Source organism: Rhodococcus sp. IEGM 1370, from assembly GCF_033142325.1.
GTDB lineage: Bacteria > Actinomycetota > Actinomycetes > Mycobacteriales > Mycobacteriaceae > Rhodococcoides.
The window spans coordinates 309,912-335,978 of the sequence record NZ_JAWLRY010000001.1 but is presented as its reverse complement, the minus strand read 5'-3'; the positions used below and the strand labels follow the sequence as shown (position 1 = coordinate 335,978).

The window sequence follows — 26,067 nt, the reverse complement described above, 5'->3', positions numbered from 1 at the left end:
GATTTACTTTCCGGTCCACACCGGATCCCGTTTCTGCATGAAGGCCATGATTCCCTCGACAGTGTCCGCCGATCGGCTCAGTGACTCCAGGGTCTGTTCGCTGAGTTCCCAGCTGCGGGCTTCCGTCTCGATCTCGCCGTCATTGATCCCACGAGCGACGCGCTTGCTCGCCTGAACCGCGAGCGGTGCGTTCGCGGAGATGACGTCTGCGAGGGCAAGAGCAGTGCTCAGCACTTCGGCCTGAGGAACGACGCGGTTGACCAATCCCCACCGGAGCGCGTCCTGGGCGCTCATGGCGTTCCCGGTCAGCAGTAGCTCCAGCGCGACGGCACGCGGCAGGGCTGTGGTCAATCTGAAGACACCGCCCGCTCCGGCGATGAGACCCCGTTTCACTTCGGGAAGTCCGAAGGTCGAATTCTCCGCGGCTACAACGAGATCGCCGGCCAACGCGAGTTCCGTCCCACCGCCCAAGGCGCTGCCGTTGACTGCGGAGATCACCGGCTTCGCAATATGGTGTTTGACGATCCCGGCAAAACCCCAGTGCGCGGTCTCCGGTGGAGTCACCCCCGCGGGTCCGGATGTGCCGAGAGCTTTCAGATCTGCACCGGCGCAGAAGATTTTGTCGCCTGCGCCCGTCAACACCACAACTCGAATGTCGTCGGTCTCCTGCGCAAGCTCCCACGCCGCGCCCAAACCGCGGTGCACATCGGCGTTGATGCTGTTGGCTGCCTCCGGCCGGTCGATGGTGACGACGAGGGTGTGTCCCCGCACTTCGGTGAGTACTACTTCGGACACGTCGATCCTCATTCCTTCGGGCCGTGAGACCCCACAACACTAATTCAGACAGTCACTGTCTGCAATGGTTCGGCCGGTGACCCGATCATTCATCGGCTAGCTCAACGCTCGCAGAACGGTGTCGACGACGACTGTCGAGTGGTCAACGGCAGCAGTGGTTCTCGATCCTGAGTAGGCCTGAGAGAAGAGCGCGCGCGCCAACACCGCTCCCGTCACGAGTTCGAGCAGTAACGTCGTCGACGTGCCCTCGGGCAGCTCTCCTCGCGCGACAGCCCGGCGGACGATGCGTCGAGCAGTGACGAGACGGCTCTGGTTGAGAGTGTCGGTGAGATGGGACAACAGGTCCGGATTCACCCTCGCGTCGAGAGTCACCCGTAGCGAGACCAAGCCGGAGAGCTCCCCGTAGCCGACGGCCAATTGTTCCGCGAGCTCGACGAGGTCCCCACGGACCGATCCGGTGTCGATAGGCGTCGACAGCGGCGACCGAGCTTCGAGCGCCTGGACCAGAAGTTCTTCCTTGTCGGCCCAGCGGCGGTAGAGCGCGGCGCGGCCGACCTTGGCCTGCCGCGCGACTGCGTCGAATGTGAATCCGCGCCAACTGGTTTCCCAGTACACCTCGAGCACGGCCGTGTACACGCGGTCCTCCATGTCCGCGTCACGGGGCCTGCCCGGTCCGCGCGGAGAGTCTTCAGACATGATTGCATCCTCTCACCGGTATGCCGGCCGAACGCGACGGCTACATGCAGAATTCGACGGCAAGGTTTCCCTCGTTGTCCACCAGGTCTATTCGGCGTCCGATAGCCGACTCGTTCTGCACGGACACGAGGTCGTGAAGCATCGTTGCGAATTCACGTCCAGCTCGGCCCGCTACCCGCGCCCCATCGTCGGTGGCAGCCACAACAAACGCTTGCTCCGGCAGGCCGCTACGGTCGTATGTGACCGTAGCCGTCTCGATGGTCGCCGTTCCCGAGTAGCTGTGCACGACGCGTGCCGGCGTACCCGACACAGTCACCTGCTCCGGGTCGCCGATGTATCCATCGCGATGAGCACTCGTCGACAGCAGCACCACGTGCTGGTACGTCAGATAGCCGCCATTTGCATGCACCAGTGCGACGCCGGAATTCTTGCGCAGCAGTCGCGTCGATTCCGCAATGGCATGGAGCGAATAGCTGCTCAACGGCCCACCGAAGAACGAATGTCCGCCCAGAACAGTGGGAGTCGCCTCCTCTGCCAGGCCCAGCTCGTCGGCCAACAGCGCCGGCACGATCGGAAAGCAGCTGTACGCATCGATGAATCCCAGGTCCTCGCTGGCCACCTCGGCCCTCGACAGTGCCCGCCGCACAGCCGCGCGAAGAGCTGGTGCGTCGTCGAACATCGGGCGCGCCAACACATCCGGATTGTCGACTGCGCCCGCACCCCCCCACAGGTACACGATTCGGTCCTCTGCCACACCGGCCCGGCGGGCGGTCGCCAAGGAACAGACCATGACCGCAGCTGCTTGATCGACGAACGGCATGGCGTTCATCGATAGCGGATAGCAATCGGACACAGACCGATTCGATGAACTGACTGTGCCGATGTCTTCCGGCGTGCGCGCAACGGGGCTCCAGGCAGCGGGATGTTCGGCCGCGATTGCCGAGAAGCGGGAGTACATGTCGGCGGATTCGCACAGCCCCTGGTCGGGGTTCAGTCCACGGCTGTGGGCACGAGCGTTCTCGAAGAGCGGGTAGATCTGGACCGGTGCCAGGATTCCTGCTCGCTGCATTTCGGCGCTGCCGAGGTCCTCGGGCGAGAACGACGGAGGGCCTCCCGGTGCGGTGGTCCAACCCGATTCACCGGGCTCCACACCCGCTTTCGTCATGGCTCGGACGGAGGCCTGCGCCTCGCCGCCCACCACCAGCGCTGCAGTAGTGCGTCCTTCGGCGATATCTCGACCGACCTGGTCGAGTAGGCGCGCGGGGTGATGTCCACCGATCGTGCTCGAGGAGCTGGATGTGAGGGTGACGCCCAACCTCTCGGCGACCAGAGACGGAAGATCGGCGTAGTTCCAGCTCGTGGTGCGAACTGCATGTATCGCATCGAGCTGCGCGCTCAGACCCGGTGCTCCTGTGTCCTCGATCGCCGCATTTACAGCGCGCAGAATGAGATCGAGCGGTTCGATGGCGCTCTGCGCAGTGCCGTCGCCTGTGAACTTCAGGTCACCCACACCCACGATGACCGGGACTCGTTCCGCATTGATGGACATGCACACAGCATATACAGACAGAAAATGTCCGCAATGCTGCGCAATTCACTTGGGCATAGACGGAACGGCTATGCAACGCGGCGCAGGGCTGCGTAGACCAGACGCGTTGTGTATCGACCGACTGACTGTCCGGTAACGCGTGACTCAGTACTCACAGAGCAGTGCCACCGGCGTCGATGTCGCGATCTGTCTCCGCAACAGTATATTTGGGCAGGACTCGGCGCATGATGGACCGTGCCGCAGCGACGACGGTCAACCGGTCGTGTGTCAGTAGGAACTCGAACCGACGGTCGTGGTCGTCCCCGTCGTCGCCGAGGTCGCGGGCTATGAGCGCAGCGCAGTAGTGAGATCCGACGATCGTGATGGTCCACTCGCCGACGAAACGCTCATCGGGATGAAGTTCCGCACCACGCACACCTGCTGCGGGTTCGGTGTCCATCCCGACTCCCAAGGCCGCCACGAACGGGTTGACGGCGGCCAGCCTCGCATAGCGGTCGGCCACCGACTGCGTGAACCACGCCGAGTCTTGAAACGCAGCCTGAATGGTGAGCGGATCGGGCATGTGGCGCGCGTGATCTTCGAGTTGCCGGGTCAACGCCAGTAGCAACGATTTACTACCCACCTGCGCCGATGAAGTCGTCAGGAGGTCCGACGGAACCGAGGGCACCGCTGTGTCCGCTCGCGCGTGCGCACCTGATTTCACCGACAGGATGGGCCGGGCGGAGATGGCACCCGAGTGCTGCCGGTTTCCGAGGGTCGGAAGCGGCGCGGGACGGCCGAGCATCCAGCCTTGTCCGAAAGTGGCTCCGAGCGCGGTCGCACGGTCAAGGTGGGCGTCTGTTTCGATGCCTTCCGCAACTATCCGCGCCCCACTCGACTCCACGTACGCAGCGACGGCGAGGACGACTGCAGCCTGCTGCGACGATGGATCCGACTGCGAGAGAGTGTAATCGAGCTTGATGATGTCCGGGGCAACGAATTCCAGCAGAGCGAGCGAGTCGGGATGCGATCCGACATCGTCCAGGGCAATCAGACAACCGCTCTTTCGTGCACGCGCCACCGTTTCGAGTAGCTCTGCAGGGTTGGCCAACAGTGAGCGCTCGGTGAGCTCGACTACGACATTCAACCGGTTCGCAGCCATACCGATGATCTCGCGCGCGTACGCGGGAACGATGCGCGAGGATTGCGGCTCGATATTGATGAACAGCGAAACATTCTCTGGCATACCGGCATCGAGTGCGCCGGTCATCGCAGCGCACCGGCAAGCCCAATCGACCTCGTCGATCACTCCGCATTCGGCAGCACTCGCGAACACAGCACCGGGGTCCACCGACGGGTGGCCCGGCCACCGTGCAAGAGCTTCGTAGCCGACTACCTTGCCACTGTCGAGTTCGACGATCGGTTGGTAGTGCGGACGAACGGACCGAGGATCCGCGAGGATGCTGCGAACGGCGCTGGAAGTCAAGGTTTCCTCGTGCTCCTCTTCATCATGATCGGGCCGGTCGGTGACCAGGAATCGCGTCTGCGGCCGTAGGTGGAGCAACTGTGGTCCGGGAGGCACGGCGCTGGCGGTACAGCTCCCTGTCTGCATTTTCGATCACATCGGCGACTGTGTCCCTCTCGCGCGCGAACGCGACGCCACATGTGATCGCTATGTCATCGCTTTCGCGAAGTCTCGCTTCGATTGCATCGGTGGTGTCGTCGATGTCGAGAGCAGCCGGACCGAGCACGGAGAAGATGAACTCGTCACCCCCGTACCTCAACAGGGTGTCGTCGCAGTCCAAATGATCATCGATGACCTCGGCGACCCGTCGGAGTATGCGATCACCGGCCGGATGTCCGTCGGTGTCGTTGATGGTCTTGAGGCCGTCCACATCGACAAAACAATCGACCATGGCGGTACCCGAGTCGCGGGCGATACCGAGGCTGCGTTCGAGTTGACCGATCCCCGCGTCCCGGCGGTATGCAGAGGTCAGGTCATCGGTGGCCGAAGTACGGCGATCATGCGCTGCTGCGATCCGATCCTGGCGCGACGCGGACCTATCCGCGCCGGCCCGGGCACGGTCACCGGCCGCGGTGAGCCGATACGCTCGGCCCCGCCCGTGGCACTGATCGTGTGATCGGTCGTCACAATCCAAGCTCAGGGCCACCGCATCACGGGCATCAGCAGCACGGTCGGCTCGATCGGCTACGGCGTCGCGAGCCGCTGCCGCGACGTCACGATCGTCACCGGCATCCGGCACGGGCCGAACGCACGGGGGCGAATGGCTGCACATCCGAGGCACAAGCAACTCCTGACAATTCGAAACCTCGCACGCAGTGAACGACTGTCGCGGAAGTAGGCGCACACGGGCCCCCGAGCCGTTACTGAAGCCTACGGCGAGAAACTACGCCGCGCTGACCGACAGCCCAGTTCAGGGTCGAAGCCGTCGGGCCGAATCGGTCCCGTGCTATGTACGGACACCGACCTCGCCGACAAGATCCAGACCGGCGAGAGATACCCCTCGATGGCACGTAGGCGGCAAGATGCAGTGCATCGGTGTCGTCGCGCCTGCGAGCATCGCGAGGGTATGTTTTGGTGTATGAGCTCGCCGTGTCGCGTGAGACCAACGGGCATCGAGTCGCTGCATCAGGACCGCGAAGAGGGAGGCGGCATGGCCGAGGAACATTCCACACGGCCGCTTTTTCGCAACGGCGCCGGCAGCGCCGCACTGATCCTGGGCATCATCGCTCTGGTCTGCGCGTTCGTACCCTTCATCGGGGATTTCGTCGCTATCCCCACGGGTGTCGCCGCGGTGGTGTGCGGGTGGGTCGGCGTCGGTCGGGACGAACAGGGCCACGCGACCAATGGCCGCGAGGCCATGATCGGCGCAGCTCTCGGCGGCGCGGCCATGTTCGTGGTGTTCGTGGCATATGCGGCCACCGTTGTGTGAACGATGAGCAGTAATACGAAAATCTCATGCATCGATTGCTGTGCAATACCTCTCGCACGATTGCGCAGAATCGGCATCTCCGGTCGGACTATTCCCTTCGCCTCAACACGACCAGAGCCGCACCCGCCACCAGAACCGACACCACAGAGATGCCCGTCGACACCCACACCCACGTGCTCGGCGAGAACGTGGGCTCGAGCTCGACCAGCGGAGAGTAAGCGGTCCAACCGAATTCGGCGACGACGGGAACCGATACCACGATGGGCGTCGTCACCGACATCACCGCAACAGGGGCGGTTGTCGGCAACAACGACGCATACGCCACGCCCACTCCGAGCGGCAGAACCACGAGGGTCGCAACGATATTGACGGTGTCCAAGGGTGGGCCGGTGAACACTCCCGTAGCTGCGACGACGGCCAGTACTACGAACCCCACCATCGGAGACGGCCGACGATGGCCGACCACCCCGCCCAGCACCAACATCGCGACGAACACCAAAGCTGTCCCCCACGTCAGGGATCCCACTGTCGGGGCCGATAGGAAGGCAAGTGCCGCAAGCAGGATCGCTCCTGTCACCGCGGGCAGCACAAACGCCGCACCGACAAGTAGCGGTATGACCGCGAGACCCAAGAACCACCGGTTCTGCATTGCACCGCCCGGACCGAGCGAGTTCACCGACCGCTCGAACAGCCAGTACAAGACCAGACCCACGAGAGGAATGACGATCCCCACCGCGAGCACTCGACCGCGCGACTGCACCGGCGATACTTCCTCGAACACTTTCGCCCACGACGACACCGCCAGCAGCGCCGCGAAGACGACCAGGGCGAGCAGCACTGGCGTCTGCGGTGCCTGCTGGAAGGCGGAACCGGCGTAGTCCACGTACTGGCTGGGGACGTTCTGCAACACACTCGATGCCGCCAGACCGCCGATAGCGCCGAACAGCAACGCGTGCTGCAGGATTCGACTGAGGGCGGTCACCGCCGCGGCACCACCCAGGATCAAACCGGCTGCGATCGCCCGAAGCTGCAGTTCTGCAGGAATCGGCACCGACAGTAGAACCGACAGGGCCGCGACGCCAACGGCTGCCACAATGAGAGCTGATTGCTTCCGCGTCGCGAATACCGCGGTGACGACGGCAACGATCGCGCCGAGTGACCAGGCGGACGCGCTACTGTCGAGCAGGATATCGAGCCTGTCGCCGCCAGCAACGAACGCAAAATTGCGCGGTACCGGCGTCGTCAAAGCCAGGACCGCCGTGAACGCACCGACGAGAACGGTGACGGGGGGAAGTAGTCGTCGTGCAGCGGTATTCATCGCGTCACCCGAGTGATGACCGCTGGCATCGACACCCACAGATTTCTCACGCGCCCACCCTGTCACAATGTGACCGTTCTCAGCGTGTGTAACGGAGCGCTGGGCGATGGCGACCTACCGAGCATCGCCGCCGAAGGTTGCGTTCGCAGTGTCGAACGCTCGCTCAGCACCGCAGCGGACCACTGCGTGCAGTCGTTCGAAGGCACCACCCTCGGTGTCTACCGGGTGTATCGGACCCAGCCCGTCGAGGGCGGTTGCCTGTTCTTCATCGAAGGCGGACTGTTGAACTCCATCGGCCTGGCGCACTTCCCCGACGGCGCACCGTATATCGGTGAGCCCCAGCACGAGGGCGATATCGGGTACGAAGAGTTCGACGGCGACTGGTACCAGTTCGAGCAACTGTTCTGATGATTCAGTTGCCCTGGCCCGCAGAGAGACCGGGGATCATTGCGGTTTTGGTCAGCTTTGAACCGTGCGCGGATCGGATGCACATGACAGGTATCTTGACGCGGTGAGCAGACTTGGTCCTCAGCGTGCCGGGATGTGGGCCGATGCGCTCACGATCGTGTCCATCGTCGCCATCGGGGTGTGCGTAGCAGCGCTCGTCGAGCGCGGCGCACCGCCAGAGCAGCCCGAGAACCGCGCCGAGTCAGTAGCCACGACCACCACACACTCCATCACTCCTGGCCCTTCTGCACCCGTCGACACCACCTACAGAACGCCCGAGGTGATATTCCCGACGGCTATCTCCGGATGCGACGTCGTCGAACCTCCGGACGGGACGTCATCGGTGTGGGGACGGATCACCACCAGCGAGGATGCATACGACAACCCTCAGGCCTCGTGGTACTCGGGACCCAGGTCGGTGATGATGACCGATGCTGTCGCCGAAGCCCTTCCGCATGGTGTCGAGGTTCTGTTCGCAAGCCTGCGCGAGTCATTGGTGTTTCAGCCGATCCCCCAAACCTCCAGCGAACCAGGCCAGCCTCAGGAACCCGGTTGGGCAACGGCATCGGCCGAGCTCGGACGCGGCAACACACTAGGCCTGCTGGCAGTATCCGTGGCGCAGGACAACACGGGTGTGCCACCGTGCAGGGCCGGATAAGTGCAGGAACGCACGACATCGGCGGACGGCACCGTGGTCGACACCAACGTATCGTGGTCCGAATTCGGCGGTACGAGAACCAATTACCGCACGGTCACCGCCTACGCACCCGACGGCACGCACATCACCGCAACCGCATCGGACGCTGAGGGATTTCAGTCGACCAACACCGGAGACCGCGACATCGTTCTCACCATCGATGAGCTGAAAGCTCTTGTGACACTACCGGAGCTGCGGATATCGGCACCTGTCCCCGCCGACACACCCGAACCTCGCGAAGGATGCGACGACTCCTTCGGCCTCTTCTCCGGCGACACAGCGATCGACGCGGAACTCGCCACCAACTTGAACACCGCGTTGGAGCGCGTCGATACAGGTGAGCGGTTCGATCCCGGATTGAACACGCTCAGGCTCGCCGACTTCGAGACCGGTGTGGTGTGTACGCACGTCGATGCCGTCGGCACCGGTGCCGACCTGACCATATCCATACGAGGCGGACAGGAACTCCCCGTGATGCCGGACATTTACGACCCCGCCTACCAGAATCGGCCGACCGACTTCGAGACGCTCGACGGCGGTGCGGTGCTGCGGATCGAAGAGGCACCCTATTCGTACTCGCCTGCACTGCCCGAGGGACCGAACGGCGGGATGCGCCGTACCGTGACCGTCACCTACCCGTCGGGAACCGAGGTCGAAGTCCGATCGCACGCCGAGCGTCCGGACGAACCACTGAGCGCAAACACATTGCGCACCATTGCCACCGCCGACGGATTGGATGTGCTGTGAACCCGTACCGACGGCTTGCCGTCACCGCTGCGGTGGCTTTCGTAAGCGTCGGCGCGGCCGTCGCGCTGGTGGCAACGGGCCCCCATGACGCCGAACCCTTTGCAGCACAGACTCCGACGTCGCCCGGCGCTGTGTGGACGCTCGACGCCGCCGACGTGCTCGGCAATCCGTTCGCCACCTTCGATGATCCCGTGGGTGGACGATTCGGCGAGGTCGAGGGCGGCGTCATAGACGCCGACGACATTCTTGTCGCCAAGGCAGGGTTGATCAATCAGGAGACGGACGAGTTCGAGCAGTCCCAACTGATCGGGTTCGATGCGGCAACCGGTCTGGTGCGGTGGAAAACACCCGCCGACGGGATCGAAAGTTGTTCGTCCCACGTACTCGACACACTGCTGCTGTGCCGGAGCACCGATCAGATCGTGACGATCGACAGTGCAACCGGAACCGCCACCCGACACGATACCGACTGGAACATATTCTCAGTCGGCACCGACGGCGAAGACCTCTACGTGGTCGAGGGCGAGAATGACGGGTACACCGTCCGGATCCATCGAGGAACGATCGACGACCCCGACGCGTCGTGGTCCCTCACCCTCGACGACACCTGGGTCGACCCGTACAACTCACGAGAAATCCTCGCGTTCGCAGGCAATGCGGGAGTGGCCCGGTTCTCCTCGGGCACAGCACTGTTCGACTCCAGATCCGGTGACATCACCGACAACATCTCGTCCCCCGACTGCGCGCGCGACCAGTTCGATCGAGGCGATCAGATCTACGTTCTTGCCGGCCGCCGATGCTCTGACCTGTTCGAGTTTCGCACCGACCTGGTCGATTCCACCGGACGAGTTGTCGCGACCACCGACGAAGAGGTCTACCAGCGCACGACGGTCGACGCACCGAACGACCCCGACGATCCGGTTGTGTTGGGCAGCAGCGCCTTCGACCCTACGACGGGGCAGAAACTGTGGACCTCGGACGACGCCGGCACCGGGGGGGACATCGCGATTGTCGGTGATGTCGTCTTGGGTATCGGTCCACTCGCACGCAACCTGTTCACCGGGGATCCGGCGTGGGGTCCCGACGTCGAATCTCTACCTTTCATGCCTACCGCTGTGCGCGAGGGCCTGGCCTATGTAGCCGATTCTCGGGAGATCCTCGCGATCGAGCCCGAAACCGGCGCTCGCCTCGAAACAATCGCGATCGAGGATTTGCTCGGCAATACCGGTGGACGGTCCGAGAGGGTTGCACTGCTTGCCACTGGCGGCGGCGTTGTGGCAGTCAACGAGAAGCGAATGAACTTGCTTCGTTGAGCCTCGACTCAGGTCGATCTGCTTCGACCGAACCGCGATCGTTGCGACATCCGATCCGGCGCTTGGGAAACTAGTAGATTCGTCACCGTCCTACCCAGGGCGCACGGAAGTCGCCGATGCGTCCGTAGGCGACCATCTCGGTCCAGAATGCGCACAGGCCGGATGCCCATTGCTCAACTGTGAGGGGAAGACCGGTGGGTGATATCCGTGGGTTCTCGACGGCGATTCCCGGTGTCTACCCACAGGAACCGTCTCGCGTCATCTCCGTTCGCCACCGCAGACTGGCTCGGATCGCGTCGCCTACGCTTGCCATGAGTTCGGCGACCGTTCGCTCGGAATCGATCTGTGCAGGTTCGAGTTCCGTTGTCGGTCGGCGAACCGGCTCGATCGAGCGCCGGGTATTCGGCGATCGGCCATCTATCCCCAACCGAAAGGCATCGGGCGGGGCCATATGGATGGTGGGAAGACGTTCGGCGTTTCGTGTCACTGCAGAACAATCGATGGTGAGCAGCATTCGGTCGTGGCGCACGAACGTCTGCTTGTCTGCAATGACAACGTACAAGCCGTCGTTCGCCTCGGCACGCGTGGCCAGTCTCGTGAGGACCCGACGAATACGTTGCTGACACTGCGTTCGGTCCGAGGAAACGACCAGCGCGGCACCTGACACCGAAGATCGCGTGTGGCGGGCCTGCTCCGTCAGGCTCGTCCACGCGGGATCGTCGCCATCGCCGAAATATGTTCGCAACAGCCAAAGTTCAGAGTTGTTCGTACCGTCGGGCATGGTGATCCAATCCGAGAACGACGGGTGCAGCGAACCGCACGATCAGATGGAGGGAACCGTACGCAATTTCAAGGGCACGTTGTCGGCGAGGAATGCGAGTTGATCACCGATGACCGAGGAAAACAGGGGTTCGACGTACGGATCGAAGTGACCGCCCGAATAGGTGCGCACCTTGGCTTTGCGAACTTTCGCCGCGGCGCGTTGCGCGACGGACGCCGGGGTGACGGAATCCTCGGACGCGATCTGCACCAGCGTTGGGCAGTCGATTGCCGACATCGTGCGACCCGGGGAGTACCGCCAGATTTTCAGCAGTATCCGCGCCGCCACGGTCTCGGGGTAGTCGCCGTCGGTCAGGCCCGACTCGAGGACCAGGCGGTCACGCCCTTTCATCGCGTCGGGTGAGACCATCACAGCGCGTGTGCCAGGTAGCCCGACACTGTCGACGTAGTGCGGCGACCGTCCGAGGGCGGCGCGGACGCTGTCGGTGATGGCGGCCGGTGCCAGCCGCAGTGCCTGCCTGAACCCGGTTGCGCGAACGGCGGCGATACCGTCGATGTGGGGCACCTGTGCGATGACCGCTGTGAACCGAACGCCGTTGCCCGCCAACGTGAGTACGTGGCCGCCGGCGAAGGACGTGCCCCACCCGACGATTCGGTTCTCGTCGACGCCGTCGAGAGAGCGAGCGAAGTCGACTGCGTTTCGCCAATCGGCAAGCTGAGCATCCACTTCCAACAACTGGCGCGGTTCGCCCTCACTGTCCCCGAAGTACCGATAGTCGAAGACGCAGACCACGTAGCCGGCCTCGACGAAACGCTCGGCGTAGGCGTATAGGCGCATCGCCCGAGGTGAGCCGAATCCGTGCGCCATCACGATTGCCGGTAGTGGCACGGCGGCGGACACCGCGGGACGAAAGACCGTTGCCGCGCAACGAACTCCGTCCGACACAAACGACGTTTCGGTACGGGTGAAGCCGGAATGTTCGTCGGTGGTCATGCGTTCGTCTCTCTGTTCTACAGCAGGGTGGTGATCGGATCTCACAGCTTGAAAGGATTGAGGGTCTTGCCGAGGTAGTAGCCGATGCGAGTCGGAATCGGCTTCGCGGCAGCAGCAGTCACCTTGTTGACCATCCCGGGCACGCACACCGGCGTGCCGTTGTTCACGGCCTGCCAACCTTCTCGGACGACGTCCTCGGGGCTCTGCCACAGAAGAGCTGGCAGCTTGGAGGTCGCTGCATCTCGGGTTCCCATCACGTCGTGGAACTCACTGTGGGTGAAGCCGGGGCAGAGCGCAGTCACGTGGATGCCATGCGGCCGCAACTCCATGTCGAGTGCTTGCGAGATGTCGAGCACATAGGACTTGATTCCGGTGTACAGCAGACTTGCACCAGGGGGAAGCAATGCCGCCAACGACGACAGATTCACGATTCGGCCGTATCCGCGTTCTTTCATGCCGGGCACCGTGAGATGAGTGAGTTCGGTGACGGCAGTGATCATCACCTGTATCTCCGCGGCGAGTGCGTCGAACGGCGCATCTGCGAAGGTGGAGTTCCCCGACATGCCCGCGTTGTTGACAAGGATGTCGACGTCGACGCCGAGGGATTTCGTTTCTTCGACGATGGCCCGGGGCGCAGCGGGATCGGCGAGATCCGCGGGCACGACGTCGCATCGCACATCGTGCCGAGACGACAGCTCGTCCGCCAGGGCGGTGAGCCGGTCCTCGCGTCGCGCGACGAGCACGAGGTTGTGCCCTTCGGCGGCGAGGTGTCGAGCAAATGCCGCGCCTATGCCCGCTGATGCTCCGGTGATCAGCGCGGTTCTTCCGGTCTTCGCCATCGACGGGCCTCCACTCTTGAACGGTATTCAAGGAAGGTAGCAGGGTCTTGAAGACCATTCAAGATATGGTTGGTCGTATGCCCAGGAATCGCGGACTTCACGACCGGGAGAGCAAGCGCGAGGACATCGTGGTCGCCGCCCGCGAAATGTTCGTGTCCGACGGCTTCGATCGCACCTCGATCAGTCGTCTGGCGAAAGCAGCAGGCGTCACTGCGAACACGCTGTATTGGTACTTCGGAGACAAGGACGACATCCTGGTCGCTGTTCTGACGGCAATCGCCGCCGAGGACGCCACGGACTATCTCCAGATCGTCGATCTACCACTTGTCGACCGGCTGTTCTGGCTGGTGGAGCGGCTCCGCAGAGTCGGCCCACTGGTCTCCACCGTGCACGATCGGGTGACCGAGTCCGAGGCCATCGATCAGTGGCACAACGGGTTTCATGCCTTCGCGGAATCGCTGTTTGCCGCCGATATCGCGGCTGCAGGACTGTCCGGAAAGGCGGCCGATGCCATGCTCCGTATCGGTACGTTCGTCGTCGAGGGATTGCTGACTCACGCGGCGTCGCCAGAAGTCTCCCGAGCAGTCATCGAGCAACTCGTCGACACCATCGCACCCTCATCAGGAAGTAATCCACTATGAGTACCGAACCCGATACCGCGTCGACCGGTCGTCCGCGAGCCGCGGCCGACCACGCCGACTCGGAATCGATCATCGCAATTCCCAGCATGGACCCGTTCTATCGGGCACCTGCCGGTTTCGAGTATGCGGAGCCGGGGACCGTATTGCGGTCCCGCGCGGTGACCCTCGCGTTGTTCGGTGTCATTCGGCAGAAGGTGTCGGCGTGGCAACTTCTGTACCGGACCACCAGCCTCGACGGGGCAGCGCGTGTCGCGGTCACGACGGTGGTTCTTCCCGTCGGGGGCCGAGCGCGACCGGAGCGAGCACTGCTGTCCTATCAGTGCGCGATCGACGCCTTGTCGGATCGGTGTTTCCCGTCCTACGTTCTGCGGGCGGGCGCTCGAGCCGTCGGCTCCGTACCGCAGTTCGAGTTCATGATCGTCCTGTACGCACTGCGCCGCGGATGGGTTCTGTCCCTTCCCGATCACGAGGGCATGGACGGGCTGTGGGGAGCACCGATCGAGCCCGGTTACTGCACACTCGACGGCGTCCGCGCGGCACTGTCTTTCGAGCCGCTCGACCTCACAGCCACCACCCCTGTCGCGCTGTGGGGGTACTCGGGCGGCGGATTGGCGACGTCATGGGCCGCCGAGGCTGCGGCCGGCTACGCCCCTGAACTCGACATCGTCGGCGCAGCACTCGGATCGCCCGTCGGCGACCCCGGATCTGCATTCTCCCGCCTCAACGGCACGATCTTCGCGGCGCTGCCCGCGATGGTGGTGGAAGGCCTCCGTCGCACCTACCCCGTACTCGACCGCCTCGTTCGCGAACACGTCGCTGCTGCCGGGCTCGAGACCCTCTCATCCCTGCACCGCAAGACGACAGTGCACGCCGTCGCGTCCATGGTGATGCACGATCTGGAGCGGCACCTCGATATGCCGATGGCAGACCTCTTGGCGACACCCGAGATGGTGCAGATTTTTCAGGATATCCAGCCCGGCAAGTCGGCACCCGAGTTTCCGCTTCTCGTGGTGCAGGCGGTGCATGATCCGATGATCGACGTCGACGACGTGGACGGGCAAGTACGCCGGTATCGCGCTGCGGGAGCGAACGTCACCTACATCCGCGATCGTCTCAGCGAACACCTGTCGCTGCACCCGATAGCAGCCCCCGTCACTCTGGATTGGCTCTCGGATCGCTTCGCGGGCAAGCCGACCGACGAATCGTCGACGATCACCGTGTGGTCACTGGCCGGATCTTTGCCGGGGTTGCGCGGATTGCTCGGACTCGCCGTGTCCACCGGACGCGCATTCGCCGGCCGAATCGGTTGATACACAACCACATCGAGACCCGGAGATGCTGAAGCTTAATTGGACGAAGCGGCAGTCGAGGATCGGAGCCGTCGAGCCAGATACGGTCCCGTGATGCTGTTCGGGGACACCGCGACTTCGGCAGGCGTCCCGGTTGATACCACGGAGCCCCCGTTGTCGCCACCACCGGGACCGAGATCGATGACCCAGTCTGCGGAGGCTATGGCATCCAGGTCGTGCTCCACCATCACCACGGTGTTGCCGGCGTCGACAAGCAGGTGCAGCTGGCGCATGAGTAGTGCGACGTCGGCGGGATGCAGCCCTGCGGTCGGTTCGTCCAGAAGATACAGGGCAGTGCCGCGTCGGGTGCGCTGCAATTCGGTGGCAATCTTGATGCGCTGCGCTTCACCGCCGCTCAGCTCGGTGGCGGGTTGACCGAGTCGAAGGTAACCGAGCCCGATGTCGCGCAACGTCTCCAGACTGCGGGATGCTCCCGTGATGTCGGCGAAGAACATCGCAGCCTCGTCCACCGACATGTGCAGTACCTCGGCAATTGTCCTGTCACGCCACGTTATTTCGAGAGTCTCCGGTTTGTACCGGTCACCGTGGCAGGTGGGGCAGGGACCATAGGTGCCGGGGAGGAACAGCAGCTCCACCTCGACGAAACCGTCGCCCTGGCAGGTGGGGCATCGTCCGTCCGCGACATTGAAGGAGAACCGTCCAGGTGCCCATCCGCGGGCCTTCGCCTCATCGGTGGCGGCAAACAGTTTGCGGACGATGTCGAACATTCCGACGTAGGTGGCCAGCGTCGATCGGGGTGTTCGGCCGATGGGCCGTTGATCCACCCGGACCAGGCGGGTGAACGTCTCGATTCCGGAGACCTCGGCCACGTCGACCTCGATCTGCATGCCGTCGTCCTCGTCTGCCGCGGTCTCGAGTCGGTGGCGCGCCACCTCGAACAAGACCTGGCTGACGAGTGTCGACTTGCCGGAGCCCGACACACCCGTTACTGCCGTCAGGACCGCGTGCGGGAAGTCCGCCGTCAACTCCCGCAGATTGTGCCGGGTGACCCCGGCCAGAGTGAGCCAGCCCTGGGTGGGGCGCGCCTCCCGCTGCACGGATTCCGCTCGACCGAAGAGGTGCCTACTGGTGACCGACTCCTCGATCTCCTCCAAACCCGCGACGGGACCGCTGTACAGCACCCGTCCGCCGCCCTCACCCGCTGCGGGTCCGATGTCGACCACCCAGTCGGCGCGGCGCACCACGTCCATGTCGTGTTCGACGACGAACAAGGAGTTTCCCGACGCCTTCAGCTGGTCCAGGACGTCGAGCAGTGGCTCGGCATCGGCGGGATGCAGTCCTGCGGAGGGTTCGTCCAACACGTACACCACCCCGAACAGACCCGAACGGAGCTGAGTGGCGATCCGCAACCGCTGCGTCTCGCCGGGCGACAGCGTCGTCGAGCTACGGCCGAGCGCCAGATATCCCAGGCCCAACTCGAGCAACACGTCGATCCTGGCCAGCAGGTCGGCGGTGATGCGTACCGCCACCTCCGTGGTCTCCCCCGACTGTTCGGCTATCGGGCGCAGTACGGCGGCAAGTTCTGTCAGTGAGAGCGCATTGATCTCGGCGATCGAGCGGCCCGCGATGGTGACGGCCAGCGCGTCGGCGCGCAGTCCGCTGCCGGAGCACATAGGGCAGCGGACGGTCTCGGTGAATTGCAGGGCGCGTTCTCGCATGCGCTCGCTGTTCGAGTCGGACAGAACATGCATGACATGGCTGCGGGCACTCCAGAACTTGCCTTCGTAACTGTGGTCGACTCGGCCCTCTTCCGGTTCTATCCACACCTTGGGGTGCTCGTCTGTGAAGAGAAGCCACTCTCGGTCCTTCTTCTTCAGCGTGCGCCACGGTACGTCGATGTCGATACCCATGCCGCTGACGATGCTGCGCAGGTTCGCGCCCTGCCAGGCACCCGGCCACGCCGCGATCGCGCCCTCACGAATGCTCAGCGACGTATCGGGAACGAGCAATTCCGTTGTCACATCATGGAACTCGCCCAAACCGCCGCATCGCGGGCAGGCCCCGGCGACAGTGTTGGGTGAAAACGCTTCCGCCGACAGCAGCGGCGCACCGTCGGGATAGGTACCGGCCCGGGAGTAGAGCATGCGGAGCAGGTTCGACATGGTGGTGATGGTGCCGACGCTGGAGCGCGAGCTGGGCGAACCCCGGCGTTGCTGCAGGGCAACGGCTGGGGGAAGGCCGGTGATGGAGGCAACGTGGGGTGCGCCCACTTGCTGAAGCAGTCGACGCGCGTAGGGGGCGACCGATTCGAAGTAGCGTCGCTGCGCTTCGGCGTACAAGGTGCTGAAAGCCAGTGACGACTTTCCGGACCCCGACACTCCGGTGAACGCGACGAATGCATTGCGGGGTATGTCGACATCGACAGCTGCCAGGTTGTGCTCGGTAGCGCCGCGCACACGGACGTACCCGTCCCACGTTGAGTCCGTCACCGAACGAGCCTAGCTGGCATCCTCGAACCGAGGGCCCAGAAGTGCGAGATGCGATGCATCGGTGCCATCGCGCCCACGAGGAGATCGAGGGTATGTTTTCGGGTGGGTCTGCTCGTCGTGCCGCGAGCGACGAACTGGCATCCAACCACTGCATCAGGACCGTGAAGAAGGAGACGGCATGGCCGAGGAATACAGCACACGGCCGCTGTTTCGCAACGGTGCAGGCAGTGCCGCGGTGATCCTGGGCATCATCGCTCTGGTCTGCGCGTTCGTACCCTTCATCGGAGATTTCGTAGCTGTCCCGACCGGTGTCGCCGCCGTGGTGTGCGGGTGGGTCGGGGTGAGCCGGGACGAGAAGGGCCTCGCGACCAATGGCCGCGAGGCCATGATCGGCGCAGCCCTCGGCGGCGCGGCCGTGTTCGTGGCGTACGCGGCCACCATCGTGTGAACGATGACAGAGTGAGCAGTGCCACGAAAACCTCTGTTATCGGTTGCTATGCAATACCTCTCGCCAACCGACGTCGTCCACCCACCTGCCGGCCATCGAACGACGCACGGACACAGGCACTCGAGTAGTCAGCCCTGCGACGTGCTGTCGAGCGCCTTCAAGAAGTCGTCGATCCCCAGGTTTCCTACCGGAGTCGTCTCGACCTCGAGCGGCACTCCAGACGTGGTGTCCGTGAACGTCAGACGAAGAACGGTTCCGCGCCGTTTGTGCGTCACGCTCAGGTGCGAACGTGGAATCTTGGTCAGCAGCCCCAGCCTCTTCCACGATCCGAACAGTCCGGATCGCCTGCGCGCCAGTGCGTACAACGTCGTCTCGGACATCGCGAGCACCACCGACGGAGGCATCTTCTGACGTCGACCCGCGCCCGCACGCCCCGCCATCAGACCACCCAACTCCCAAGCTGTCGTCGAGTTACCTCCGCCGCCGATACCGGCACCGAGACCCAGGCCCACGGCACCAGCGAAAGTCGAACCCCGCGGAACCGCAAGGGCCACATCGAGGATCGGATCATCACCGACGGCCGCCTGCGCTCCCGCCCTGGCCTTGCTCTCACGCGACACGATGCACCGCGGCGATGTCGAATCGGACTTCGTCCTGACCGACCAGGGCACCGAAGCACTCCTTGCTGCGATGAATTGTCATTTCTCTCCTCGATTGACCGGCGATGATGGAACCCGACATGACGGATATTCCTCGTGCACTGTGATCCGCGGAGTGGGGCAGAACGGTTTCCACCCGATCCTTGCGGAATTCGCGATGGCATCGGCTACGAATTCTCCACCGATCGGTAACTTCGGCATCGGCGAGGCCGTCGACAAGCGACTTGGCTGCATCCCCGTGAACAATGCTCGATCGAATATCCGCCGACCCCTTCATACCGTTCACCGTACAAAGAATTACGGTGATCCCGGAACCTTTCGCCGAGATCGAAAGCGAGAAAACGGCACGCGATTGCCATATTTCGATGAGTAGGACTTCTGATTTCCTCGGAGTAAATGTACTTTCGGTTTTTTTCGAGCAGAGCCGCAACGGATTCCCACTCACCTTGATATCAATAAATCTAACAATGTAAGGAACGCAACTTCGTTGCTGCATACCGATCGGATTTTCTGGTGCACATCGAACCGCTAACAGAGGGGGCTGTGTTCGTTCCACTTCCACCGGACTGCGCCGACCCCGACGTCTGAGTGCAGTTACGAAACAGCAATCAGCGTCAAGGAGTTCCCGTGACACAGATACATGTTGCGCCGCACAAACATCGGGTGCCGGCTGAGCACCGAGTGCTCGGCCTCGATCGACGAACGTGGCCGCCGGCACTGTTCGTCGTCGCGGTTTTCCTCGTCATGACCATCGTCATACCGCGTGTCGACGCAGCCATCGACTTGAACGACCCCGTTCTCGCCGGAGAGCAGCTCGCGATCACAGACAGCATCGTCCTCACTCCGGCCACCGGCTGGAACGTCGAGGAAGGTTTCCGCGTGAGCGCGGATGGCCGCAGACACGGCGATGCCACCATCTCCGCGAGTGGCGTCACCTTCGCGGTCGCGACGGACTCGTTCGACGGCACTCCGGACGAATTGTTGGACCAAGTGGAGAAAGTCACCTCCCGCACCGACGACCCGACATTCCGGGTCGACGGAGACAGGACCACCCTCACAACGGACTCAGGTGAGACCGGAGTCGCGCAGCCCTACAGCAGCGTCAACGGTGACGGCGTAGTGGCAGCATTCGTCCTCGCCGACACCGGTCTGAAGATCACCGCATACGGTCCTCCCACCCAGATGACGGCAGCTACCGACGACGTCCAGACCATGATCGCGAGTATCCGGACCGTTGACGGGAGCAACGCATGAGCAAGACAGGAACGACCACAACGGCCGATACGGTGAGCCCCGAGGCCCGGCAACGCCAGGCCCATGCTCTGGAGGTCTCCGGTTGGGGTGAGCGCTTCGTTTTCCTACAGCCGCACAACCTTTCGTTCTGGGTGTACGTGTTGCTCACCGGAATCGGCGCGTTCCAAGCATGGTCCTTCTTCGCACCGACGACCGGGTTCTACGCCGACGGCTTCGCGGTCGCAGCGGTCCTGTGCGGATTGTGTGGACTGGCGTGGTTCGCCTGGTTCCGTCACATCGACCGGTGGGAACGCCAACCGGGCCGCCTCATCCTCGCTGCGCTCCTGTGGGGCGCTGTTGCGTCCACGTTCGGGTTCGCGTTGACCGCGAACAACGCGATGCTCAGCATCTACACCAAGCTGTTCGGCCAAGAGTGGACTGCAGACTGGGCAGCGGGTGCCACGGCACCGTTCACCGAGGAGGCTGCAAAGCTCTGCGGATTCGTTCTGCTCATGGGCCTTGCGCCCCGGTTGATCCGGACCGCGAACGACGGCCTGATCGTCGGGGCATTCATCGGACTCGGGTTCGCGATCTTCGAGGACTTCCAGTACGCCGCCAACTCCACCGCCCGTGCCTTCGGCACCGACCCTGTCGGCAACGCCGTGCACATGTCGCTCACGCGCATTGCTTTCAGCTTCGTCTCTCACCCGCTCTTCAGCGCATTGGTCTGCGCCGGCGTCATCTACATCATCGGGACCGTTGCTCAGCCACGCAAGATCGGGCGCGGGGTGGCCTTCGTGGCGGCGGGAATGTTCTTGCACTTCACCTGGGACGACGCCGGCGGCCTCGGGATGGGAGGCATCCTGACCTTCCCCGTCATGCTCGGCTCCATCGTTCTCGGGTTCACGATTCTGACGATCGCATTCCGACGCGCCGCACCGCGCGAGTACCAGTTCGTCCGCGACATCCTTGCCCCCGAAGTCGAAGCAGGCTATGTGACCGACGCCGAGCTCGAGGGTGTCCTGGAGAAGAAGGCGCGCAAGGCGTTCATCAAGTCTGCGCCCCATCACAAGTCGCGCCGAGCACGCAAGCACCTTCGGCGCGCGATTCTCGACCTCGCCCATGACCTCGCCAACGACAAGGGAGCCGACACCGAAGCCGTGCGTCACTCTCGCTCCGAGGTCGAGCGTCTGCGCGTCAAGGCCGGCTGACCGACAACCGGACCGGAACCAGGGCATGCAGGTCGTCACGGTGCCCCCGGGGCTACTGGTGCGCCACGACTTGCCCTCGCCCGGCTCATCCCAAGCAACACGAGTGCAGCCGCCGTCGCCGTGATGGCGAACCCCGCCACTGTGACTCCGGTTTGGAACGAGGCCGCTTGCTCGGCGTTCCACGTGGTACTCGAGATGTTGCCCGTGAAGAGCGCGGCGATGATGGTGCCGGTGACGGTGATCCCGACGCCGGTGGCGACCTGACTCGACGTGTCGACCATGGCGGCCCCGATGGTGGTACGGCTCTCCGGGAGACCGGTCATGACGTTGGTACCTGCGACGACACCGACTATGCGCATACCTACCGCGACGAGGACGAGGGCAAGAGCGACCCAGACATATCCGAATCGGCTACCTACGGCGAAGACCGCCAGCCCGAGCACCACCGCCGCCGCACTCATCCAGGCGGCGTGGTTCATCCCCACTCGTCGCAGGAACGGCGCGATTAGTCGGCCGCTGAAGAGCAGCACGACGACCTGAGGGAGCATCCCTATCGATGCGAGGGCCGGCGACCACCCCCATGCGAACTGCAGCTGCAGTGTGACCATGTAGCCGAGGCCGGCGATGGCGAGACCGGACGCGGCTTTGTAGGCGAGACCGCTGGACACGAGGGGAAGCGCGACGAGTTCAAGGTCCAGGAGCGGGTACCTTGCCGTGCGAGCGCGGACGACGAACAGCGTTGCCGCAGCAAGGGTTCCGGTAGTTGCTGCCCACGGCGTCCACGAAGCGGGACCCACCTCGACGAACAGGGTCGGCGCGAGGAGTGCCAGGACGATGGTGGCTGTGCCGAGAAACGCCCCAGCGACATCGAGGGGGTCGCGGTGCAACTCCTCTGGGAGGTCTTTCGCGACGCCCATGCGGATTCCGACGAATGCGAGAATCGCGATGGGTACGTTGATCAGGAGCAGGACCTGCCAGGGCGCGAAGGCGAGAACGAAGCCTCCTGCTGTCGGTCCGATCGCCAAGCCAACCAGGCCGACTGTCGAAATCAGGGTGAGGGCTCGAACGCGTAAGGACTCCTGATCGAAGAGCCGAAACGCGAGCGCCATGGAGCCGGGGGTGGTCATGGCTGCGGCGACGCCCATCGCGGAACGCACCGCAATGAGCTGCTCGGATGTCTCGACGAGGGCGGTAGCCGCGCTGGCGAGCGCCAGTAATGTCAGGCCGCTCAACATCATTCGACGTCGCCCGAATCGGTCTGCGATGGCGCTGAACAGCAGCATCAGTCCCCCGAACACGACCGCGTACACACCGGAGACCCACTGCAACGCGGTGGTCGACGCACCGAGTTCACGCCCGATGGTGGGAAGGGCAACGTTGAGGATCGAGTTGTCGAGCATCTCGAAAAGAAACACCGCAGAAAGCCCGGCCAGTGCTACCGCGGCGGCCTTCAAAGTCTGCGGACGGTGCCGCGTCGAAGAGGTCTGCGCCTCATCCGTGTTGGCTGGTCGCTCATTTTTCAGGCGCATACACGTCTCCATCCAAAGGAGAAGTGGCAGCTCGGTGAGCGGCGTATGAACGGGGCTGAAGACCTCGCTTTTACTTCCGGTAATCCGACTCTAACAGCCAGCAACAGGCAAGGGAACCCGACTTCGTTACTGGACTGCTGATCGGCGGCGAGTGGAGCGTCTTCTCGCAATTGCGATTCATACGGCGAAATCACCTACACCGCAAACTCTTCCGGATCATAGACTTCTATCCCAGAGAGAAACCGAGTCACACCGACGCAAGGGTTGCGTCGATGAACCGTCCGAGCTGGCCGGGTGATTCGATGTGAGCGAGATGGCCGTTGCCATCGAGTTGATGAACGCGCGCGTTCGGGATTCGACGGCTGATCCGGTCGAAGGATGTGCCGTACGGTTCGATCGAACGGTTGTGTTGGCCGATGATCAGGTCGACTCGCTCGACATTCCCGGCCAGAACATCGGGAAGATGCGCTGCGTCGAGCGCACTCAACTCGTCGTACAGCGGCTCAGCGAGCTCGCACAGCGCTTCCCACTGCTTTGCATCGGCCCGCAAGATGTCGACGTGTTCGGCGGAGAAGCCGGAGATGTCCAGATTGACGATTTCGACGCTCCTCCCCCGATCACTCTGTGCTGCTGCCTCTTTCAGGTCGCTCAGAGCATGTCGAGCGAAAGGCGGGAGAACTGGTTCGTACGCGATGAGATGTTCGACAGGATGTTCGTCTGCGGCGAGCAACGTGATCAGTCCGCCGTAGCTCCACCCGAAGATGCTGACCGGCTCGGGAATCGCACTCAGCACCTGGACAAGATCGTCTACCTCGACACCGATCGAGTACTCGGCGGTCAGTGGCCCCGAAGGTCTGCGTCCGCGCCGATTGACGACTGTGACCGACGGCCACGCATTCACCGATCGCGCCACCGCAGCCCAGGATCGAGCATCACTCATGACTCCAGGAAGGATGAGAAGGCCTGGCAGGTCCGGGTTGCCGTAGACATCGACGTTGACCCAGCTGCCGCCGGACACGGGCACCGATTTCTGAATCGTTCGCTCCATATGACAATTATGGAGCAATCGCTCTAAAATTCAACCATGGCAACACCGTCACGCGGCAGGCCCTTGGCGTTCGACCGCGATCTCGTACTGCTCGCTGCTGCGCGGCTTTTCTGGCGGTACGGATTCTCCGGCACATCCACACGTGCACTCGCCACTGCGACCGGACTGTCGACGTCCAGCCTGTACGCAGCCTTCGGCAGTAAAGCAGGACTGTTCGAGGAAGCTGTCCGCACATACACCGTCGAGTATCGCGATATCTACACCCGTGCAGTCGGTCTCGACTCGATCGCTGCGGTGATCGAGTCGATTCTGACGAACTCAGTGCTCGAGTTCACCGCGCCTTCCGACACTCATCCCGGGTGTTTCGTCAGCAGTGCAGTGACGAACGACAGTGCTGACACGCTGGACGCCGCGCAATACATCGCCGAGCTTCACCGCGCGAACGAACGCACGTTACTCGCGCGAATCGAACGTGCCATCGAAGCGGGCGATCTACCGGTCGAAACATCGGCCGACGCCATCGTCGGAGTCGTCCAAGCGATCTGGCATGGGCTCTCGGTCCAATCCCGAAACGCCGTGCCACGACATGCACTGATCGCGACCGCCAAGCTGGCCGCATCGTCCATTGTCGAGTAGTGCAGGACCGAAAGCCACACTGGCACCTAAGCCGCGCCGTTGACTTGGACCAAGGCTCCTACAGAGCTCTAACCTGTTGCTTCGGTTGTTCACTCAGATACCTGAGAGGCCACCGACATCCTTGCTGCCACCCAAAACCAGTTCCTGATCTAGAAATCTGGATCCAGATGGACTCTGATGCCCCCAGTCGGACTCGAACCGACACTGTGCGGATGCCAAGTCCCTAGAAGTGGATCCGCACGAACTCTTCTCGATTCTCTCGTTCACCGACCGCCTCGCACTGTACGGTGACCGCGGGGAATCGGTAAGGCTAGAGAAGAATGTCGGGGGATCATGACTCTGTTCGGTGTGCTCGATCGCGTATTGACTCGACGACTGCCCCTGGAGCCTCCGGACGATCCTCATGCCGCGATCCTTCCGACCCCGATCGACAACGACGCCTTCTTCCTCACCCCTCCCGGCATCGAGGACCTCGCACCCGGTGTGGTGATCCGGCAGCGCACGACCCGCGGTCTGGTGCCCCGGCCGCGAACCGCCCTGCGTCAGTTCATGGTTCGATCGACCGACGCGCGGGGTCTCCCCGCCGGCGTCACCGCCTCGCTGCTGATCCCGAAACGGCCATGGACCGGGCGCGGACCGCGGCCCGTCGTCGCCCACAACGTGGCCATCGATTCCCTCGGAGCCAAGAGCACGCCGTCGTACCGGCTCGTGCACGGTGTCGGTGCCGACCTCCCGCCGGTGATGCCGCTCTGGCTCGCCCGCGGATACGCCGTCCTCGTCGCCGATCACCAAGGCCCGCGGATGTCGTACTCCGAAGGCACGATGGCCGGGCATGCCGTCCTGGACTCGCTACGCGGGATGACGGTCGTCGCCCCGGAGCTCGCCGACAGCCCAGTGGTGGCCTACGGCTACAGCGGCGGCGCGATCGCCACCACGTGGACGGCGCAACTGCAGCCGAGGTACGCGCCGGACGTGAGGTTGACGGGTGCCGTCGCCGGTGGAACGCCCACCGACTTCTCGATGCTGCTCGACACCATGAACGGCACCGTCGCGGCCGGCCTGCTGGGTGCGGCGACCATGGGTCTCGCGCGTGAGCACCCCGAGATGGTGGAGCTGTTCGGCCCGAAGGCGCTGCTGTTGGCGTCCTGGGTGAAGGACATGTCCGTCCTCCCCCTGGCCTTGGGCGGGTTGGTACGCATGCGAATCGAGGACTTGGCGTCCGAGCCCGACCCGTTCGACTCCGACATCGCGCGGCGGGTGATCACTGCGAACCGTCCGGGCGCCGACGCGCCGACGGTGCCGGTCGCGTTCTTCCACGGTTCCGCGAGCAAGTGGATCGGCGATCGCTTCATACCCGAGGCCGGTGTGACTGCCCTGATCGAGCAGTGGCGCAGCAAGGGTGCCAACGTGCACTACGAGCCCGTGGCAGGCGACCACTTCATCGGCGCCATGACTGGTCTGCCATTCGTGTTACGTTGGACCGCAGAGCAATTCGCGGTCAGCGGTTCGGTCTAGCCCGCCGAGTTCGGCGTGATAGGTCTGCATCGCGTCGATCATGGCGGTGAACACCCGATGCGCCGCGGCGAGGTCGCTGTCCGGGAGGTCGGCCATCGCGTCGCGGGTGTGGGCGCGCCCCCGGACGCGGCCCGTGTTCGACGTTGCACCACCGACTCAGGACGAGTCATCTTGGCATTTTTCCAACCAGAGTAAGCCTCGAAATACGATCCAGAACAACGAAGTTCTAGGGCAGCCTAA

26 protein-coding genes are annotated in these 26,067 nt (G+C 63.5%); 12 read left to right on the top strand and 14 right to left on the bottom strand.

Annotation, left to right across the window (positions count from 1 at the left end):
- Positions 1-3 precede the first annotated feature (3 nt).
- The 5 genes from R4P47_RS01665 to R4P47_RS25075 all read right to left on the bottom strand — a co-directional run bounded on the left by R4P47_RS01665 (position 4) and on the right by R4P47_RS25075 (position 5,316).
- Positions 4-795 carry an enoyl-CoA hydratase-related protein gene (locus R4P47_RS01665; protein ID WP_317783961.1) on the bottom strand — a complete coding sequence of 264 codons (792 nt, stop codon included), beginning with the start codon at positions 793-795 and terminating at the stop codon, positions 4-6.
- 96 nt (positions 796-891) lie between these two features.
- Complete coding sequence (locus tag R4P47_RS01660) at positions 892-1,491, bottom strand: TetR/AcrR family transcriptional regulator (protein ID WP_317783960.1); 600 nt, start codon at positions 1,489-1,491, stop codon at positions 892-894.
- Positions 1,492-1,531: 40 nt separating this feature from the next.
- A complete protein-coding gene (locus R4P47_RS01655) occupies positions 1,532-3,040 on the bottom strand; it encodes an acetyl-CoA acetyltransferase (protein WP_317783959.1) in 1,509 nt (502 codons plus the stop codon).
- 151 nt (positions 3,041-3,191) lie between these two features.
- The gene (locus R4P47_RS01650) at positions 3,192-4,505 is read right to left on the bottom strand and encodes an EAL domain-containing protein (protein WP_317783958.1); all 1,314 of its coding nucleotides are present in this window, start codon (positions 4,503-4,505) and stop codon (positions 3,192-3,194) included.
- Between the two features lie 22 nt (positions 4,506-4,527).
- The gene (locus R4P47_RS25075; RefSeq protein ID WP_411567288.1) at positions 4,528-5,316 is read right to left on the bottom strand and encodes a GGDEF domain-containing protein; all 789 of its coding nucleotides are present in this window, start codon (positions 5,314-5,316) and stop codon (positions 4,528-4,530) included.
- A gap of 378 nt (positions 5,317-5,694) precedes the next feature.
- On the opposite strand from R4P47_RS25075, the gene R4P47_RS01640 reads away from it, so the two are divergent.
- Positions 5,695-5,973, top strand: a complete 279-nt coding sequence (locus R4P47_RS01640; RefSeq protein WP_068046628.1) for a hypothetical protein — start codon at positions 5,695-5,697, stop codon at positions 5,971-5,973.
- An 88-nt stretch (positions 5,974-6,061) separates the two neighbouring features.
- Here R4P47_RS01640 and R4P47_RS01635 read toward each other — a convergent pair whose 3' ends face one another.
- Positions 6,062-7,291 (bottom strand): hypothetical protein, encoded by a 1,230-nt coding sequence (locus R4P47_RS01635; RefSeq protein WP_149405202.1) that lies wholly within the window; start codon positions 7,289-7,291, stop codon positions 6,062-6,064.
- Positions 7,292-7,360: 69 nt separating this feature from the next.
- Between R4P47_RS01635 and R4P47_RS01630 the strand changes: the two genes are divergently transcribed.
- The 4 genes from R4P47_RS01630 to R4P47_RS01615 all read left to right on the top strand — a co-directional run bounded on the left by R4P47_RS01630 (position 7,361) and on the right by R4P47_RS01615 (position 10,495).
- A complete protein-coding gene (locus R4P47_RS01630; protein ID WP_317783956.1) occupies positions 7,361-7,699 on the top strand; it encodes a hypothetical protein in 339 nt (112 codons plus the stop codon).
- A gap of 103 nt (positions 7,700-7,802) precedes the next feature.
- A complete protein-coding gene (locus R4P47_RS01625) occupies positions 7,803-8,396 on the top strand; it encodes a hypothetical protein (RefSeq protein ID WP_317783955.1) in 594 nt (197 codons plus the stop codon).
- Positions 8,397-9,182 (top strand): hypothetical protein, encoded by a 786-nt coding sequence (locus R4P47_RS01620; protein WP_317783954.1) that lies wholly within the window; start codon positions 8,397-8,399, stop codon positions 9,180-9,182.
- Positions 9,179-10,495, top strand: coding sequence for a PQQ-binding-like beta-propeller repeat protein (locus R4P47_RS01615; protein WP_317783953.1), 1,317 nt, complete (start codon positions 9,179-9,181; stop codon positions 10,493-10,495). Before R4P47_RS01620 ends, R4P47_RS01615 begins: the two co-directional genes overlap by 4 nt.
- A gap of 235 nt (positions 10,496-10,730) precedes the next feature.
- On the opposite strand, the gene R4P47_RS25070 is transcribed toward R4P47_RS01615, so the two are convergent.
- From R4P47_RS25070 to R4P47_RS01605, 3 genes are read right to left on the bottom strand one after another with little or no spacing between them, the layout of a single operon-like run.
- Positions 10,731-11,276 carry a DUF6924 domain-containing protein gene (locus R4P47_RS25070; protein WP_411567279.1) on the bottom strand — a complete coding sequence of 182 codons (546 nt, stop codon included), beginning with the start codon at positions 11,274-11,276 and terminating at the stop codon, positions 10,731-10,733.
- 42 nt (positions 11,277-11,318) lie between these two features.
- On the bottom strand, positions 11,319-12,269 hold the full coding sequence (locus R4P47_RS01610; RefSeq protein ID WP_149405199.1) for an alpha/beta hydrolase: 951 nt from the start codon (positions 12,267-12,269) through the stop codon (positions 11,319-11,321).
- A 41-nt stretch (positions 12,270-12,310) separates the two neighbouring features.
- Positions 12,311-13,108 (bottom strand): SDR family oxidoreductase, encoded by a 798-nt coding sequence (locus R4P47_RS01605; RefSeq protein ID WP_317783952.1) that lies wholly within the window; start codon positions 13,106-13,108, stop codon positions 12,311-12,313.
- Between the two features lie 77 nt (positions 13,109-13,185).
- On the opposite strand from R4P47_RS01605, the gene R4P47_RS01600 reads away from it, so the two are divergent.
- Positions 13,186-13,749, top strand: coding sequence for a TetR/AcrR family transcriptional regulator (locus tag R4P47_RS01600; protein WP_317783951.1), 564 nt, complete (start codon positions 13,186-13,188; stop codon positions 13,747-13,749).
- Positions 13,746-15,059 carry a lipase family protein gene (locus tag R4P47_RS01595; RefSeq protein WP_317783950.1) on the top strand — a complete coding sequence of 438 codons (1,314 nt, stop codon included), beginning with the start codon at positions 13,746-13,748 and terminating at the stop codon, positions 15,057-15,059. The genes R4P47_RS01600 and R4P47_RS01595 overlap by 4 nt, the downstream gene beginning before the upstream one ends.
- Positions 15,060-15,094: 35 nt before the next feature.
- Here R4P47_RS01595 and R4P47_RS01590 read toward each other — a convergent pair whose 3' ends face one another.
- Positions 15,095-17,548 carry an excinuclease ABC subunit UvrA gene (locus tag R4P47_RS01590; protein WP_149405196.1) on the bottom strand — a complete coding sequence of 818 codons (2,454 nt, stop codon included), beginning with the start codon at positions 17,546-17,548 and terminating at the stop codon, positions 15,095-15,097.
- Between the two features lie 178 nt (positions 17,549-17,726).
- On the opposite strand from R4P47_RS01590, the gene R4P47_RS01585 reads away from it, so the two are divergent.
- Complete coding sequence (locus R4P47_RS01585; protein ID WP_317783949.1) at positions 17,727-17,996, top strand: hypothetical protein; 270 nt, start codon at positions 17,727-17,729, stop codon at positions 17,994-17,996.
- Between the two features lie 128 nt (positions 17,997-18,124).
- Here the strand turns inward: R4P47_RS01585 and R4P47_RS01580 are convergent, their stop codons facing one another.
- Both R4P47_RS01580 and R4P47_RS01575 read right to left on the bottom strand, forming a co-directional pair.
- Positions 18,125-18,616: a hypothetical protein gene (locus R4P47_RS01580; RefSeq protein WP_317783948.1), complete on the bottom strand. Its 492-nt coding sequence runs from the start codon at positions 18,614-18,616 to the stop codon at positions 18,125-18,127.
- Positions 18,606-19,100 carry a hypothetical protein gene (locus R4P47_RS01575; protein ID WP_317783947.1) on the bottom strand — a complete coding sequence of 165 codons (495 nt, stop codon included), beginning with the start codon at positions 19,098-19,100 and terminating at the stop codon, positions 18,606-18,608. The genes R4P47_RS01580 and R4P47_RS01575 overlap by 11 nt, the downstream gene beginning before the upstream one ends.
- A 182-nt stretch (positions 19,101-19,282) precedes the next feature.
- Between R4P47_RS01575 and R4P47_RS01570 the strand changes: the two genes are divergently transcribed.
- A complete protein-coding gene (locus R4P47_RS01570) occupies positions 19,283-19,909 on the top strand; it encodes a hypothetical protein (protein WP_317783946.1) in 627 nt (208 codons plus the stop codon).
- Positions 19,906-21,099 (top strand): PrsW family intramembrane metalloprotease, encoded by a 1,194-nt coding sequence (locus R4P47_RS01565; RefSeq protein WP_317783945.1) that lies wholly within the window; start codon positions 19,906-19,908, stop codon positions 21,097-21,099. The genes R4P47_RS01570 and R4P47_RS01565 overlap by 4 nt, the downstream gene beginning before the upstream one ends.
- A gap of 35 nt (positions 21,100-21,134) precedes the next feature.
- Here the strand turns inward: R4P47_RS01565 and R4P47_RS01560 are convergent, their stop codons facing one another.
- The gene (locus tag R4P47_RS01560; RefSeq protein ID WP_317783944.1) at positions 21,135-22,628 is read right to left on the bottom strand and encodes an MFS transporter; all 1,494 of its coding nucleotides are present in this window, start codon (positions 22,626-22,628) and stop codon (positions 21,135-21,137) included.
- Positions 22,629-22,875: 247 nt separating this feature from the next.
- A complete protein-coding gene (locus tag R4P47_RS01555; RefSeq protein ID WP_317783943.1) occupies positions 22,876-23,676 on the bottom strand; it encodes an alpha/beta hydrolase in 801 nt (266 codons plus the stop codon).
- A gap of 36 nt (positions 23,677-23,712) precedes the next feature.
- On the opposite strand from R4P47_RS01555, the gene R4P47_RS01550 reads away from it, so the two are divergent.
- A complete protein-coding gene (locus R4P47_RS01550) occupies positions 23,713-24,312 on the top strand; it encodes a TetR/AcrR family transcriptional regulator (RefSeq protein ID WP_317783942.1) in 600 nt (199 codons plus the stop codon).
- A 333-nt stretch (positions 24,313-24,645) separates the two neighbouring features.
- Positions 24,646-25,827 carry a lipase family protein gene (locus R4P47_RS01545; protein WP_317783941.1) on the top strand — a complete coding sequence of 394 codons (1,182 nt, stop codon included), beginning with the start codon at positions 24,646-24,648 and terminating at the stop codon, positions 25,825-25,827.
- The last annotated feature ends 240 nt before the right edge of the window (positions 25,828-26,067 follow it).